The 13,974-nt window shown below is 58.7% G+C and carries 16 protein-coding genes; 4 read left to right on the top strand and 12 right to left on the bottom strand.

Annotated elements, in window-relative coordinates; genetic code table 11:
• Positions 1–4 precede the first annotated feature (4 nt).
• Together EDC28_RS02565 and EDC28_RS02560 are read left to right on the top strand one after the other, a co-directional pair.
• A complete protein-coding gene (locus EDC28_RS02565; protein WP_123420541.1) occupies positions 5–688 on the top strand; it encodes an ABC transporter ATP-binding protein in 684 nt (227 codons plus the stop codon).
• Between the two features lie 10 nt (positions 689–698).
• Positions 699–3,098, top strand: coding sequence for an ABC transporter permease (locus EDC28_RS02560; RefSeq protein WP_123420540.1), 2,400 nt, complete (start codon positions 699–701; stop codon positions 3,096–3,098).
• 34 nt (positions 3,099–3,132) lie between these two features.
• On the opposite strand, the gene EDC28_RS02555 is transcribed toward EDC28_RS02560, so the two are convergent.
• Positions 3,133–4,134, bottom strand: coding sequence for a right-handed parallel beta-helix repeat-containing protein (locus EDC28_RS02555; protein ID WP_170164004.1), 1,002 nt, complete (start codon positions 4,132–4,134; stop codon positions 3,133–3,135).
• A 185-nt stretch (positions 4,135–4,319) separates the two neighbouring features.
• Here EDC28_RS02555 and EDC28_RS02550 point away from each other — a divergent pair, with 185 nt between their 5' ends.
• Positions 4,320–4,703, top strand: coding sequence for a VOC family protein (locus EDC28_RS02550; RefSeq protein WP_050659062.1), 384 nt, complete (start codon positions 4,320–4,322; stop codon positions 4,701–4,703).
• A 20-nt stretch (positions 4,704–4,723) separates the two neighbouring features.
• Here EDC28_RS02550 and yjgA read toward each other — a convergent pair whose 3' ends face one another.
• Positions 4,724–5,236: a ribosome biogenesis factor YjgA gene (yjgA, locus tag EDC28_RS02545; protein WP_050659063.1), complete on the bottom strand. Its 513-nt coding sequence runs from the start codon at positions 5,234–5,236 to the stop codon at positions 4,724–4,726.
• 111 nt (positions 5,237–5,347) lie between these two features.
• Here yjgA and pmbA point away from each other — a divergent pair, with 111 nt between their 5' ends.
• Entirely contained in the window at positions 5,348–6,682 is a 1,335-nt protein-coding gene (pmbA, locus tag EDC28_RS02540; protein ID WP_123420538.1) for a metalloprotease PmbA, read from the top strand.
• Between the two features lie 26 nt (positions 6,683–6,708).
• On the opposite strand, the gene mgtE is transcribed toward pmbA, so the two are convergent.
• The 10 genes from mgtE to kdsC form a co-directional block, all read right to left on the bottom strand.
• Positions 6,709–8,055 carry a magnesium transporter gene (mgtE, locus tag EDC28_RS02535; protein WP_123420537.1) on the bottom strand — a complete coding sequence of 449 codons (1,347 nt, stop codon included), beginning with the start codon at positions 8,053–8,055 and terminating at the stop codon, positions 6,709–6,711.
• A gap of 83 nt (positions 8,056–8,138) precedes the next feature.
• A complete protein-coding gene (locus EDC28_RS02530; protein WP_050659065.1) occupies positions 8,139–8,414 on the bottom strand; it encodes an HPr family phosphocarrier protein in 276 nt (91 codons plus the stop codon).
• Positions 8,414–9,262, bottom strand: a complete 849-nt coding sequence (rapZ, locus tag EDC28_RS02525; protein ID WP_050659066.1) for an RNase adapter RapZ — start codon at positions 9,260–9,262, stop codon at positions 8,414–8,416. Before rapZ ends, EDC28_RS02530 begins: the two co-directional genes overlap by 1 nt.
• On the bottom strand, positions 9,259–9,723 hold the full coding sequence (ptsN, locus tag EDC28_RS02520) for a PTS IIA-like nitrogen regulatory protein PtsN (protein ID WP_050659067.1): 465 nt from the start codon (positions 9,721–9,723) through the stop codon (positions 9,259–9,261). The genes rapZ and ptsN overlap by 4 nt, the downstream gene beginning before the upstream one ends.
• Positions 9,724–10,011: a ribosome hibernation promoting factor gene (gene hpf, locus EDC28_RS02515; protein ID WP_050659068.1), complete on the bottom strand. Its 288-nt coding sequence runs from the start codon at positions 10,009–10,011 to the stop codon at positions 9,724–9,726.
• Between the two features lie 23 nt (positions 10,012–10,034).
• Positions 10,035–11,519 (bottom strand): RNA polymerase factor sigma-54, encoded by a 1,485-nt coding sequence (locus tag EDC28_RS02510; RefSeq protein ID WP_123420592.1) that lies wholly within the window; start codon positions 11,517–11,519, stop codon positions 10,035–10,037.
• A gap of 52 nt (positions 11,520–11,571) precedes the next feature.
• Positions 11,572–12,297 carry an LPS export ABC transporter ATP-binding protein gene (gene lptB, locus EDC28_RS02505; protein WP_050659069.1) on the bottom strand — a complete coding sequence of 242 codons (726 nt, stop codon included), beginning with the start codon at positions 12,295–12,297 and terminating at the stop codon, positions 11,572–11,574.
• A complete protein-coding gene (lptA, locus tag EDC28_RS02500) occupies positions 12,297–12,884 on the bottom strand; it encodes a lipopolysaccharide transport periplasmic protein LptA (protein ID WP_050659070.1) in 588 nt (195 codons plus the stop codon). The genes lptB and lptA overlap by 1 nt, the downstream gene beginning before the upstream one ends.
• Positions 12,859–13,428 carry an LPS export ABC transporter periplasmic protein LptC gene (lptC, locus tag EDC28_RS02495; RefSeq protein ID WP_170164003.1) on the bottom strand — a complete coding sequence of 190 codons (570 nt, stop codon included), beginning with the start codon at positions 13,426–13,428 and terminating at the stop codon, positions 12,859–12,861. Before lptC ends, lptA begins: the two co-directional genes overlap by 26 nt.
• The gene (kdsC, locus tag EDC28_RS02490; protein WP_123420536.1) at positions 13,425–13,973 is read right to left on the bottom strand and encodes a 3-deoxy-manno-octulosonate-8-phosphatase KdsC; all 549 of its coding nucleotides are present in this window, start codon (positions 13,971–13,973) and stop codon (positions 13,425–13,427) included. The genes lptC and kdsC overlap by 4 nt, the downstream gene beginning before the upstream one ends.
• Between the last annotated feature and the right edge of the window lies 1 nt (position 13,974).

Below are 13,974 nucleotides of genomic sequence, written 5' to 3'. Positions count from 1 at the left end.
AAAGATGAGTGAAGCATTACTGGCGGTAAAGGGACTTAGCAAGGTATTCAACGCCGACAAGGTGCCGGTGCAAGCCCTCAAGGGGCTGTCGTTTGCCATCAACGAAGGGGAGTTTGTGGCCATTACCGGTAAGTCCGGCTGTGGTAAATCGACCTTACTTTCTATTTTGGGGCTGCTTGATGAAGCCAGCGATGGCGACTACCACCTCTGTGGCCAGCCGATCCGGCAGCTCTCTGCCTTTCAAAAGGCCGCCCTTCGTAACCGCAACATCGGTTGGGTGTTTCAAAACTTCAACTTGGTCAACGACATGACGGTGATGGAGAACATCGTGCTGCCGCTGCGTTACAACAAGGCGGTGGCCAAATCCCAATACCGTGTGCTGGCTCAACAGGTGCTTGAGCAGGTTGGCCTACGCGATAAAATCGACAGCTACCCCGAGCAGCTCTCCGGTGGCCAGCAGCAACGGGTGGCCATTGCCAGGGCTCTGGTCACCAAACCCGATATCCTGCTGGCCGACGAGCCTACCGGCAACCTGGACTCGGCCTCGGAAGAAGCCATCTTCAACCTCTTCGAGCAGCTTAACGGCGAAGGCGTTACCATTCTGTTGGTCACCCACTCCCAGAAGCTGGCGGACAAATGCGCCCGGGTCCTGCACATTCAGGACGGCGAATTAGTCACCGAGCACTGAGGGAGCGGCCATGTTTTTTGCAATCGCTTATGGCTTTCGCCAGTGGAAAGCCCACCTTGCCCAGTACCTGCTGCTCTTAGTGGGTTTTACTCTTTTTGCCATGCTGCTCAGTATCAACCTGGCCACCGCACCGTCACTGTTTAGTGCCGTGCCCCAGTGGGTGACCAATACCAGTTCGCAGTATGTGACCATCGGCCTTCAGAGCCCCAAGGACACCCTGCTGGGGGTCGGCAGCGAAGTGCTGGACCAGGCAGCCAAGGCGCCGGGGATCCTCAACATGGTCAAAGTCGGGCAGACTCCCGGCGCTTTTCGCATCGACGATAAGAGTTTTAAAGAAGATATCGGCTTTGTTGACGCCGATTTCTTTAGCACCCTTGGCATCCAAGGCATTGACGTAAAAGCGGCAGACTTTGATAACCAGGCTTATGTCAGCCGCGCCTTTGAGCGCCAGTGGGGGCAGGGTAGCCTGCTGGGCAAAACCCTTATCGCTAAAGCGTCGGGCAAGGGGCTGCACATTGCCGGTTACATTCCCGATGCCATCGCCGCCGATAAAAAAATCGGTGGCGCGGTCTGGGTGTCGGCCAATAACCTGGCCGCGTTTTTCGAGATAGGGTTGCCTCCAACCTTACCGGCTGAGCAAATCGCTCTGATTAAAAAGCAGCTGGTTGCCAAGGTGCCGTTCTACTACGGGGTGGCGGTGGTAAAGAGCGGGTTTGAGCCGGCCGATTTGCAGCGTCTTCTTAATGATGAAGACGCGCAAAAGCAGGAAGGAGACGTCAGCTTCTCCTCCAACCTCGACAACATGAAGAAATACGTGCTGCCTGGGGTGAACTTTGCTCCTGGCGAGCAAAGCCAGATGCGCAAGCAGTGGTGGGTGATCCTGGTACTGAGCCTGATGTTCGGCCTTATCAACGTGCTGAACCTGTTAAGCCACGGCATTAACCAGTTTTTGCGGCGCCAAGGGGAGTTTGCTACCCGCATTGCGGTGGGCGCCAACGCCCAGCAACTGGCTCGGCAAGTGTTTTTAGAGCAGTTGCCGCTGTTGGTGCCAGCCTTGCTGCTGGGCTGGCTAGCGGCGGCGGGCCTGGCGCTTTATAGCAATGCCCATGCACTGTGGCCGCTGCCGGTGAGCTTTGGTGCCACGGTGCTGGCGCTGGTGGTCGCCACCTTGGTGGCGGCCACGGCCGTTGCCATCAGTACCAGCCTGCCGTTGCTGGCCCTATTGCGAAAAAGCCAGTTCAGCCGCAGTAAAAGTCAGGATGCCAGCCCGGCCCAGCGCCAGCTGAGCCGCCTTAACCTGGGGGCGCAGCTGTGCTTTGCCGGACTGTCTCTGCTGCTGGCCTTTGCCATGCTCCATACCCAGTGGCAAGTACACCAGCAAGAGCAGTTCGGGGTGGGGCTCGATACCTTTAAGCTTGACGCCAGTGACGGCAACGATGCCGCTCACCCCTTGAATGTGCCGTCGCTGCTGGTGATGGCCGAGCGCGGTGACGTTGCCATCACCAAAGGCGGCTTTGTGTCGCCCATCAGTTTTCCGTCCAAAACCGCCGTCGCGGCAGCGGATTTTAAAAAGGACAGCCCCAACATCAACACCCTGGCGGTGTCGGGCAGTTTCTTTTCCGTTATCAAGGCCAAGATGCTGGCCGGTGGCGAGCCTAATCGTCAGGGCGTGGTGCTGAACGCCTCGGCGGCGCAGATCCTGGGCTTGCCCTTGGATGAAAGCAGCATCGGCAAGACCCTTTTCATGGAAAAGGGCGACACCCTGGGTTTTGAGAAAAACCAGGCGATTCATGTTGATGGCATCATCGATGACTTGCCGCATTTGGGTGTGCTCAATAAACACCAGCCGATGATCTACGGCTTGCTCGATAACCTCGACAAGGCCGACGCGCTGAGCTTTATCGTGCAGCGGGAGGTTGAGCCGGCTTTGGTGCAGCAGCTCAAGCGCTTTAACCAGGATAACGGTGAGCTGTGGACCCTGACCCCCACCGGCAGCGTCAAAGAGGCGCTGGCCAAACTCAACGTCGCTATGGACAACATGGTGCTGCTGGCCATGGTGCTAGGAGGGCTGGTCAGCCTGCTGAGCATTTCAAGCCTCTATAACCAGCTTGAAGCGCAGCTTCGGATGCGTAAACGCAAGTTTGGGGTGATGTTGGCGGTAGGTGCCCGGTTCCACCATTTGCTGGGGCTGCTAAGCCTGGAATTGCTGGCGGTAGCGATGGCGGCCTTTGTGGTAGTGGCGGCCCTGGTGTGGCGCCTCAATGACCGTTTGGCCCTGAGCCTTAACGCCGACCTTGCCAGCCTGGACGTGGTAGCGCTGACCTTGGTGCTACTGCTGGCGGTACTGGCCTTTTGTTGCCTTTGGGCGCTGCGGCGCTCATTAAAAAGGCCGATAAGAGAACTGCTGTAAAAAAGCCCGGCTGATGCCGGGCTTTTTCATGGGGTTAACTTTCTGGGTCGGCGGTGGTGCAGCGGCCAAAAAGGGCCGGGTATTGCTGGTTGGGGCCGTTGCTGTGGTTGTCCTTCCAGACGTTGATTTTAAAGCCCGGTTTGGCGCAATTGGCGGCGCTGTCCACCCCCACGGCGTAGCCGAAGGTATTGTCGTTTAGGGTGTTGTCTTTGAAGGTGTTGTCCGCGCTCATGGAGTTGTCCCAGCAGATCAGTGGGCTGCGGGTGCGGATGGCACAGGTCAGGTAAATGCCGGCCTGCTTGTTGTTGTTGATGGTGTTGTCTTCAAAGACATTGCGATAGGAGTTGGACAGGTAGGCGCCGTGGGAGCCGTTATCCACTAGTTGGTTGTTGCTGATGTAGCTGTCTTCTAAGTTTTCGGCGGTGATGGCGGCGGCCACGTTGTGGCTGACACTATTGCCGCGCATCACCACAAAGCGAGTGCTGTTAAAGGATACCCCGTCCCACATCGCGCCGGTGATGCGGTTTTGCTCGATGCGCACATTGCTACTTTGGCGCTCGGTCAGCAAACAGGCGCTGCGGCAGCGGTCCAGGGTGAGGTTTCGAAACACGATTTGCTCGCCGCGGCGCACAATCACCACGCTGTTGCTCAAATAGGGCAGGGCCGGCATGAATTCCTTGGCGCTGTGGTTGCCGGTCAGCTTGAGGTTCTCAATCACCACATTGCGGATGGCGGCCTGGGGCTCGGGGTGCTGGTAGTCACCAATCACCAGTACCGGCTGCTCTACGTCATCGCGCATCAATATATGGCTGGCGTCGCCGGCGCCACTCAGGGTGATATTGCTGCGGTCGATGTGCAGCAGGCCGTCGATGTTGTAGGTGCCGGCTTGTAAGCACAGGGTCTGGGGGGAGTTGTCCTTAGGCAGGGCATCAATGGCGGCCTGGATGGATTGGCCGGGCGCCACGTTTTGGTTGCAGGCCTGGGCCAGCGGCGCGGCAAGGGCCAAACTGGCCCATAAAAAAACGGCTTTTCGCATACTGCCTCCTTGGAAAGCGGCCGATAAAAGGCCCCGCTTGGGGGGCTGTCTTGGTAACCTGTTGTTATATCTTACTGCGCCCCGCAGGCACAGCAGGGGCGGCGTAACAGAGTATCGCCTTGCCAGCGCGCCGCCCTTGCGGCGAAATGGCGGCGCCATTGACACAACATGGTAAGGACAACGCCATGAACATAGACCATCTTGACCACCTAGTACTGACCGTGGCCGACATCGACGCCAGCTGCGCCTTTTATCAGGACATTCTCGGCTTTGAGGTGGTGACCTTTGGCCAGGGGCGAAAGGCGCTGGCTTTTGGCAACCAGAAGATAAACCTGCACCAGGTGGGCCGCGAGTTCGAGCCCAAGGCCCTTAACCCTACTGCCGGTGCCGGCGATCTGTGTTTTATCGCCACCACTTCGATTGCTGAGGTGGTGGCCGAGCTTAATGCCAAGGGCGTTGCCATTGCAGAAGGCCCGGTGCCCCGCACCGGCGCCACCGGCCCCATTCTCTCGGTTTATATCCGCGACCCAGACCAGAACCTCATCGAGATTGCCAACCTGGCCCCATAAAAAAGCCCCGCTGGCGGGGCTTATTGGTCGGTGATTTGTTCTTTGACTATCTGGAACAGCTCACGGTAGTACTTGGGCGGCTTGTTGGCGGCCTTTTCTTTTAATGCCAGCCGTAGCGTCTGGCGAAGACGCTGGATGTCTATCCCAGGGTACTGGTCGATAAAAGCCTGTACCGCGTCGTTACCCTGGCTCATGAAGCGCTCGCGCCATTGCTCGGCCAGATGCAGCTTTACCGTCTCCTGGGCGTGCAGGTTCTTGATTTTATTCAGAGCCTCGATAATAGGCTCCGGGTCGGCTTGGCGCACCAGCTTGGCCACAAACTGGCGCTGGCGGCGAAAGCCTTCGTGCTTGTTGCGTATTTTGTTGGCCAGGGTGATGGCGGCGCGCAGGTCATCGTCCAGGGGGATTTTGTCCAGTTGGGCGGGGGCGAGCTCCATCAGCTCCTTGCCCAGATCCGCGGCCTCGTTGGCTTCGCGTTTGAGCTCGGACTTGCTGATGTAAATGATTTCTTCGTCGTCGTCTTTGGGTTGCATGAATAAAGCGCATTGGCAAATTTCCCCTATGATAGCAGTTTGCACGGCGCCTCCGTAGCTACCTGTCTGTGTTATGCTCGGCAGCATTAGCCGATAACAGTAGAGGTTGCGGTGAGCAACATTATCCAGGATATGAAAGCGGTCGAAGCCCTGGTGGCCCAGGGCCTGGAACATGCCAGGAAAATCGGCGTCAGCGGCGCCGAAATGGCCATCAGCCGCCAAGCCGGGCTCAGTGTCTCTACCCGTCTTGGGGAAGTGGAGAACATCGAGTTCAACAAGGACGGCGCGCTGGGGGTCACGGTATACCGCGGCAAGGCCAAAGGCTCTGCCTCTACCTCCGACTTGCGGGTGGAGGCCATCCGTGAAGCAGTGGAAGCGGCCGACCGTATCGCCAAGCTCACCTCCGAGGACGACGCCAACGGCATGGCCGATGCCGACACCCTGGCCTTTGACTACCCCGACCTCGACCTCTACCACCCACAAGACATCGACCCCGAACAGGCCATTGCCCTGGCCCAGCGCTGCGAAAGAGCGGCCCTGGACAGCGACCCGCGTATCGTCAATTCCGATGGCGCCAGCTTTGCCAGTCACGCCGGCTTTAAGGTCTACGGCAACACCCACGGCATGATTGGCAGCTACCCGTCTAGCCGCCATAGTCTCTCTTGCGTGGTGATCGCCAAAGAAGGCGAGCAGATGGAGCGCGATTACGACTACGCCATCGCTCGCCGCCTGGGCGAGCTGGACGACGCCGCCCAAGTGGGCCGCAACGCCGCCAAAAACACCCTGGCGCGCCTTGGCGCCAAGAAGCTTGGCACCATGCAGGTGCCAGTATTGTTCCAGGCCGATGTAGCAACCGGCCTGTGGGGGCATTTGGTGTCTGCCATCAGCGGCGGCAGCTTGTACCGGCGCTCAAGCTTCTTGCTAGATAGCCTTGGCAACCAAGTCCTGCCTGATTTTGTTGAAATTTTGGAAGATCCCCACGTCAAAGGGGCGCTCGCTTCCACCCCCTTTGACAGCGAAGGGGTGCGCACCGTCAAGCGCAACATCATCGAAAGTGGGGTCTTGCAGACCTACCTGCTGACCAGCTACTCGGGCCGGCGTCTGGGCATGCAGACCACCGGCCACGCCGGCGGTATTCACAACTGGTATGTGAAAGGCAACGGCGACGATTTTGACGCCATGGTCAAACGCTTGGGCCGCGGCCTTATCGTCACCGAGCTTATGGGCCAGGGCATCAACATGGTGACCGGCGATTATTCCCGTGGCGCCGGTGGCTTTTGGGTGGAGAACGGCGAAATTCAGTATCCCGTCTCCGAAATCACCATCGCCGGCAACCTCAAGGACATGTTCATGGGGATGCAGGCCATCGGTTCGGACACCGAGCGCCGGGGCGGCATTTACACCGGCTCGGTGCTGATTGACCGGATGACGGTGGCAGGCGATTAAAAAAGCCCGGCGATTGCCGGGCTTTTTTATGTCATCAGCAGGGTCGCCGAGCCCAGAAAGGCAAAGAGCCCCACCACATCGGTGACGGTGGTCAGCACCACGCCACCGGCAAGGGCCGGGTCGATACTGAATTTCTTCATCACCAGCGGCACCGTAACCCCGGCTGCGGCGGCGGCAATGAGGTTGATGCCCATGGCAAAGGCGATGATCCCCGACAGCTCCCAATCCTGCTTCCACAGCCCGACAATAAGGGCGATAAGGCCTGCCCAAATAAGGCCGTTCAAAAGCCCGATGGCCATTTCCTTGGTAAACAGGAACCGCGAGTTCTGGGTGCCGATATGGCCAAGGGCCATGCCGCGAATAACCAGAGTCAGGGTTTGCGAACCAGCAATGCCACCCATGGACGGCACTATGGTCATCAGCACCGCCAGGGTGGCGAGCTTGGCCAGGGTGTCTTCAAAGAGGTTGGATACCGCCGCCGCTGCCAGGGCGGTGAGCAGGTTGATACCCAGCCAGATGGTGCGCTTTTGGGTGGATTTGAGCACCGGCGCGAAGGTGTCTTCTTCGTCATCGAGACCGGCCATGCTCATCATCGAGTGGCTGGCGTCTTCGCGGATGATGTCTACCACGTCATCGACGGTGATCCGGCCCAAAAGATGGCCTTCGTCGTCCACCACCGGCGCCGAGTACCAGTCGTAACGGGCAAAGAGCTGGGCCACCTCGGTCTCGGGCATGTTGTAATGCACCGGCTCCGGCTCGTGGTCCATCACTTCTTTGACCTTGTCGGTGGGGCTGGCGGTAACCAGCACCGACAGCGGCACTTCGCCCACCAGTTTGTCGGCCTTGTTCACCACATAAAGGCTGTCGGTGCCCTTGGGCAGCTCGCCTTTGCGGCGCAGGTAACGCATCACCACGTCGACTGTGACATCTGGGCGCAGGGTGATGGTGTCGGTGTTCATGATAGCGCCGGCGGTGTCGTCGGCGTAGGACAGCACCTGCTCTAAGCGGGAGCGGTCTTGGGCGTCCATGGCCTTAAGTACCTTGCGGTACACCTCGTCGGGCAGGCCGCGCAGCACGTAGGCCAGATCGTCGGTTTCCATGCCCTCGGTGGCGGCAGCCACCTTGTCGGCATCCATCAATTTGAGGATGCCGCGCTGCACGTCTTCAGACAGCTCGTCGAGGATGTCCCCTTCCTGATCCGGGTCTACCAGCTGCCACAGCGACAAACGGGCCTTGGAGGGGCTGGATTCCAAAAGGTGGGCGACGTCGGCCGGGTCCATGGCGTGAAGCAGTTCCCGGGCGCGCACGAACTTTCCCCTGGCCAGCAGGGTACTGATCTGTTCAAAGGCGGGCGGGGACTTATCTTCGGCCATAGGGTTCCATCTGCCAGGCGGGACTTGCTAAACAGTGTAACTCAGTTGAAGTGAATTATTTATGAGAATGAAGTGCTTAGCTGTTATTGCTCTTCATCGAAACCGGCGTCGATAAGGGCGCTGGCGGCATTGAGGGCGGCCTCGGCATCGGGGCCTTCACAGTGCAGGGTCACCGGTTGGCCCTGGTGGCCTTCCAGCAGCAGCAGGCCCAGCACTGAGTCGGCGTTGGCTTCGCGGCCCTTGGCTTCCAAGAGGATGCTGGCATCAAATTGCTGGCTGAGTTTGACCAGCTGGGTGGCAGCTCGGGCATGAAGCCCCAGCTTGTTTTTAAGGATAAGGGTGCGGCTTAAGCGGCTCATCAGCCTTTCATGTCCCGGTGCTTGCGCTGTACGTCCCGGCCCCGGCTTTCAAAGCGCTCCGCCAGCTGCTCGGCGATAAACACCGAGCGGTGCTGGCCGCCGGTGCAGCCCACCGCCACAGTGACATAAGCGCGGTTGTTGCGCTCCAGCTGCGGCAGCCAGCTTTCGAGGAGGTTGTCGAGCTGCATCACCACCCGCGCCACTTCCACTTCGCTGGCAAAGAAGTCCTTCACCGGTTGGTCTTTGCCGGTCAGGGGCTTGAGCTCGGGGATCCAATGGGGATTGGGTAAAAAGCGCACGTCAAAGACGTAGTCGGCATCCTTGGGCAGGCCGTGTTTGAAGCCGAAGGACTCGAACACCAGCATCAAGGGGCCTTCTTTTTTACCCAAAATGCGCTCGCGCACCAAGTCGGCCAACTGGTGGATGGAAATATCCGAGGTGTCGATGCGAAGGTCGGCAATGTCTGCCAGCGGCATCAGGCGGCGGCGTTCCAGCTCCAGGGCATCTTCCAGGCTGCGGTTTTGGTGGCGAGACAACGGATGCAGGCGGCGGGTCTCGGAGAAGCGGCGCAGCAGCACCTGCTGGTCGGCATCGAGATAGAGCACGGTGCGGTTGATGTTGTCCGGTAGCCAGTCCAGCTCCTGGGCCAGTGCCTCTTCGGCCTCGGGCAGGTTGCGGATATCAATGCTCACCGCCACCTTGCGCACATCTTCTTTCAATGTTTCCAGCAAGGCCGGCAGCAGGTTCAGCGGCAGGTTGTCGACGCAGTAATAGCCCAGGTCTTCAAGTACCTTGAGGGCAACGGACTTGCCTGCACCCGAGGTGCCGCTGACGATAACCAGGTTCATGCGGCCGCGCCGTCGGTGCCGGTAAGGATGTGGTAAACCTCGCTGTCGTCGCTGGCGGTGCGCAGCCGTTTGAGGGTGTCCTTGTCGGAGAGCCTCTTGGCGATGGCGGCCAGGGTAGACAGGTGGGCTTGGCACTGGTCGCTCGGCACCAACAGCGCAAACAGCAGGTCGACCGGCTGGTTGTCGATGGCGTCAAAGTCGATGGGCTGGCTGAGCCTGGCCACCACTGCTACCACGGTGTCGGTGTCCTGCATGCGGCCATGGGGCAGGGCAATACCATTGCCAATGCCGGTTGAGCCCAAGCGTTCCCGGGCCAACATGGCATCAAAGGCCGCATGGGCGTTGATCTGGGGGCACTGGCGAGCAGCGATTTCGCCAATCACTTCCAGTACCCTTTTTTTAGACAAGCCCGGAGCCAGGGTGACCACGGCGTCCGGGCGAAGCAGATTATTCAGATCCATTTAGTGTTGGTTGAGCTTTTCTTTGTGCTTAATGATCTGCCGATCGAGCTTGTCGATCAAGCCATCAATGGCGGCATACATGTTTTCATGCTCGCTGGAGGCGTGAACCTCGCCACCACTGACGTGTAATTTGGCTTCGGCTATCTGCCGAATTTTCTCCACATTCAGCACCACATGGACATTGCTGATGTGGTCAAAGTGCCTCTCCAGCTTGGCGAACTTGTCGGAGACATAGTTGCGCAGCGGTTCGGTGATCTCGATATGGTGGCCAGTGAGATTGATTTGCATAGTCTCATCCTTATATGCCAGCCCTATAACAGGCTTTTGCGTTGATTCGAGGGCGGTATGTTCAGCGCTTCGCGGTATTTGGCGATGGTGCGCCTGGCAACCTGTATGCCCTGCTCGGCCAACAGCTCCACCATTTTGCTGTCGCTCAATGGCTTCACGGTGCTTTCCTCTGCAACCAGCTTCTTGATAAAAGCGCGGATCGCGGTGGAAGAACATTCCCCGCCATCGTCTGTGGCGACGTGGCTGGAGAAGAAATACTTGAGCTCGAAAATCCCTCTTGGCGTGTGCAAGTACTTCTGGGTGGTGACCCGGGATATGGTGGACTCGTGCATATCCACGGCTTCGGCGATGTCGTTGAGTACCATGGGTTTCATGTACTCCTCGCCATATTCAAAGAACCCTTGTTGAAACTGTACTATGCAGCGGGCCACTTTCAACAGGGTCTCGTTCCGTGACTCCAGGCTCTTCAGGAACCATTTGGCTTCCTGGAGGTGGGAGCGAATAAACTGGCTGTCCGACGGGTTGCGGGCATGGCGGCTCATGGCCGCGTACTGCTGGTTTATCTTCACCCTCGGCATGGCGTCGGGATTGAGTTCTACCACCCAACGGCCGCTTTTTTTGTTCACCGACAGATCCGGGATCACATACTGGGGCTCTTCACTTGAGACCACCGAGCCTGGCCTTGGGTTCAATCCCTGGATAAGGCGCAGCGCTTCGCGCAGTTCGTCTTCCTTGAGCTTGGTGACCCGCATCAGGGTGCGGTAATCGCGGTTGCCGAGCAAGTCGATATGTTCGGTGATAAGAATACGCGCCTCGGTCAGCCAGGGGGTCTGAGCGGCAAATTGGGCCAGTTGGATAAGCAGGCATTCTTTGAGATCGCGGGCGGCAACACCGATAGGGTCGAAATGCTGGATGCGTTTTAGCACCGCTTGCACTTCGTCCAACTCCAAATCCTCGATGGCAAGGCTCTCAAGGATCTCCTCGCAGCTTTGGCGCAGGTAACCGTCAGGGTCGATGGCATCGATGATGGCAACGGCAATGGCCTGGTCGGTATCGCTAAAAGGGGTGAGACGCATCTGCCACAGCAGGTGCTGCTGGATATCGTCGACGGTTTCACCCTGGTAGAGGCTGTCGTCATCGACGCTGACCGCGCCGCTGCTGGCGCCGGTGCTGGCGGAATACACCTCGTCCCAACTGGCGTCCATAGGCAGCTCTTCGTCGAGCTTGCGCTCTTCCATGACATCAGAGGTATCAGGCTCGCCCTGGGGCTCGTCAAAATCGTCTTGGCTGGCGGCCTCGTGCTCTTCGGCCGGTTCGTCGGCCGATTGGCCGGGGGCCTCGTCGAAATCGTCATCGAGGCCTTCTTCGAGCAAAGGGTTGGCATCCAGAGCGGCCTGAATTTCCTGCTGGAGTTCCAAAGACGACAATTGCAGCAGGCGGATGGCCTGTTGCAACTGCGGCGTCATGGTCAGTTGCTGTCCTATGCGTAATTGCAGGCTCGGCTTCAACACGGGTGCGATATTCCTCCGGGTGACGTACCTGGCGCCACCTCTGTAGTCACTATAGTTGGAACTGTTCGCCCAGATAGACGTCCCGGACCTGCTTGTTGGCCAGGACCTCCTTGGGTGAGCCACTGGCGATCAGCTCTCCATGGCTGACGATATAGGCATGTTCACAAACCGACAAGGTTTCCCGCACGTTGTGGTCGGTGATAAGCACTCCAAGACCGCGGTCGCGTAGGTGTTCGATGATCTTTTTGATGTCGATAACGGAAATGGGGTCCACCCCGGCAAAGGGCTCGTCCAGTAGGATAAAGGCCGGGTCGGCCGCCAGGGCGCGGGCGATTTCCACCCGGCGCCGCTCGCCACCGGAGAGGCTGGCACCCAGGCTGTCGCGCAGGTGGCTGATGTGGAACTCGTCCAGCAGTGCTTCCAGGGCGTCTTCGCGGCCAATCTTGTTGAGATCTTGGCGCCGCTCCAGCACCGCCATGATGTTGTCGTGCACGCTGAGCTTTCTGAAGATACTGGCTTCCTGGGGCAGGTAGCCGATACCGGCGCGAGCCCTAACGTGCATGGGCTCGAGGGAGAGGTCGCGCTGGTCTATGGTGATGCGGCCCTTATCGGCCAGTACCAAGCCCACCACCATGTAGAAGGTGGTGGTCTTGCCGGCGCCGTTGGGGCCCAACAGGCCAACGATTTGGCCGGTGTTGACGGTCAGGCTGACGTCCTTGACCACCTGGCGGCGTTTATAACTCTTGGCCAGGTGCTCGGCCTTCAGTACCGCCATTAATGACCCTCCTGGGCATTATTGTGCTCGCTGGGGTCTTCTTGCTGCTCAGGCTCGGTGGGGATTGCCGGGATAGCATCGGGCTCGTTGTTCGTCGCAGCGTTTTTACTGGGCTCGAAAATGGTGGTGACTCGGCCTTGCTCATCGTCGGCGGTGGCCATCAGGCGTTGGTTGGCCAGGTCGTACTTGATGGTGTCGCCCTTGGCCAGGCTGCCGTTCTGCTCGATTTGCGCAGCGCCGGTCATCACCACTAGCCGCTTGTTGTCGTAGTAGCGGATCTCTTTAGCCTGAGCCTTGACCCAAGTGCCATCGTTGAGCTTCTGGCGGAAAGTGACCGGGTTGCCGGTGGCGGTAAAGATACGCTCAGGCCCGGAGGCATTTACCTCTAAGCGATCGGCTGTGATGGTCAGGGAGCCTTGGGTGATCTTTACATCGTGCTCATAGACGATGATTTTCTTCAGGCCGTCGGCATAGTTCTTACTGGAACTAATGGCGATTTTCTCACCGAAATCGCCGTCCGAGGCCATGGCCTGCAACGGCAGAAGCAGGGCGAGCAGGACGCTACTGATGATCTTTGAGCTGTTCATATTCGGTACTAACCTGACTTTTGAGGCGGACTTGCTGCCCGTCCAGCATGGCATCCAGACCCACACCTTTGGTTGTGTATCCCGGTCCGACAATGACCACCGGGGCATCGGTATTCATGGTTTTGGAATCAAGATCCAGTTCCAGATTATCCGTATCTACCCGCGTTATCGGCGCATCTTTGATAATGCTCTGGATAATAACATTGTTTTGCAGGTCAACCAGCCGCTGAGCGGTCACTTTTGCCTTATCGGCGGTGATCCGCCAGGGACTGCGCTTGTCCTGGTCGTAAAGTTCGAACTTCGGCTCGGTCAGCCAGGTCTCCTGGCGAAGGCCGTAGTGGGCCATGGATTGAGCGTTGACCTGCATGCTGAGCTGGCCCTTCTCATTAAACTGGCGCACCTGCAGATCTTCGGCGATGCCGTCGGGCTGGTCGGCTCTAAGTGCTTGATTATCTGTGGTCTGTTCCACTTTGCCGTCGGGCCAGAACACCAGCGCCAGGGTGGCGGCAAACAGCAGCAGGATAAACACAAAGGCGCGGCTCACAGGCTGGCCCCCTTGGGCGTCAAGCTGTGGCCTTGGCTTTGCAGCAGCAGGTCGCAAAGCTCGCGGACCGCGCCTTCGCCACCCTTGATGCGGGTGACATAATTTGCCGCTTCGGCCACCAAGGGGTGGGCATCGGCCACGGCAACGCCCAGGCCGCAGGCTTCGATAAGGGCCAAATCGGGAATGTCGTCACCGATATAGGCGACTTCGGCAGGGGTTAAAGCCAGCTGTTGCAGCAGCTCATTAAAGGCGATGCGTTTATCCTCCTGCCCTTGGTAGATGTGCGGTACGCCAAGGGCCTTGAACCTGTTCTCGACGATGCGGCTATTGCGGCCGGTAATAACCGCCACTTCGATACCGGCGCTACGTAGGGCCTTGATCCCGAAGCCGTCACGGGTATGAAAGGTTTTCAGCTCCTCTCCATTGTTGCCCATGTAGATGCGGCCGTCGGAAAAAACACCGTCAATATCGCAGACCAGCAGTTTGACGGCCGCAAATCTGGCCCAGATTTCGGGGGCAACAGGCCCGTAAAGCGTATTGTGCATC

The sequence above is a fragment of the Gallaecimonas pentaromativorans genome (genome assembly GCF_003751625.1).
In the GTDB taxonomy this organism is placed as follows: domain Bacteria; phylum Pseudomonadota; class Gammaproteobacteria; order Enterobacterales; family Gallaecimonadaceae; genus Gallaecimonas; species Gallaecimonas pentaromativorans.
Note: the sequence above shows the minus strand (reverse complement) of the source record. Positions and strands in the feature narration are given on the sequence as shown.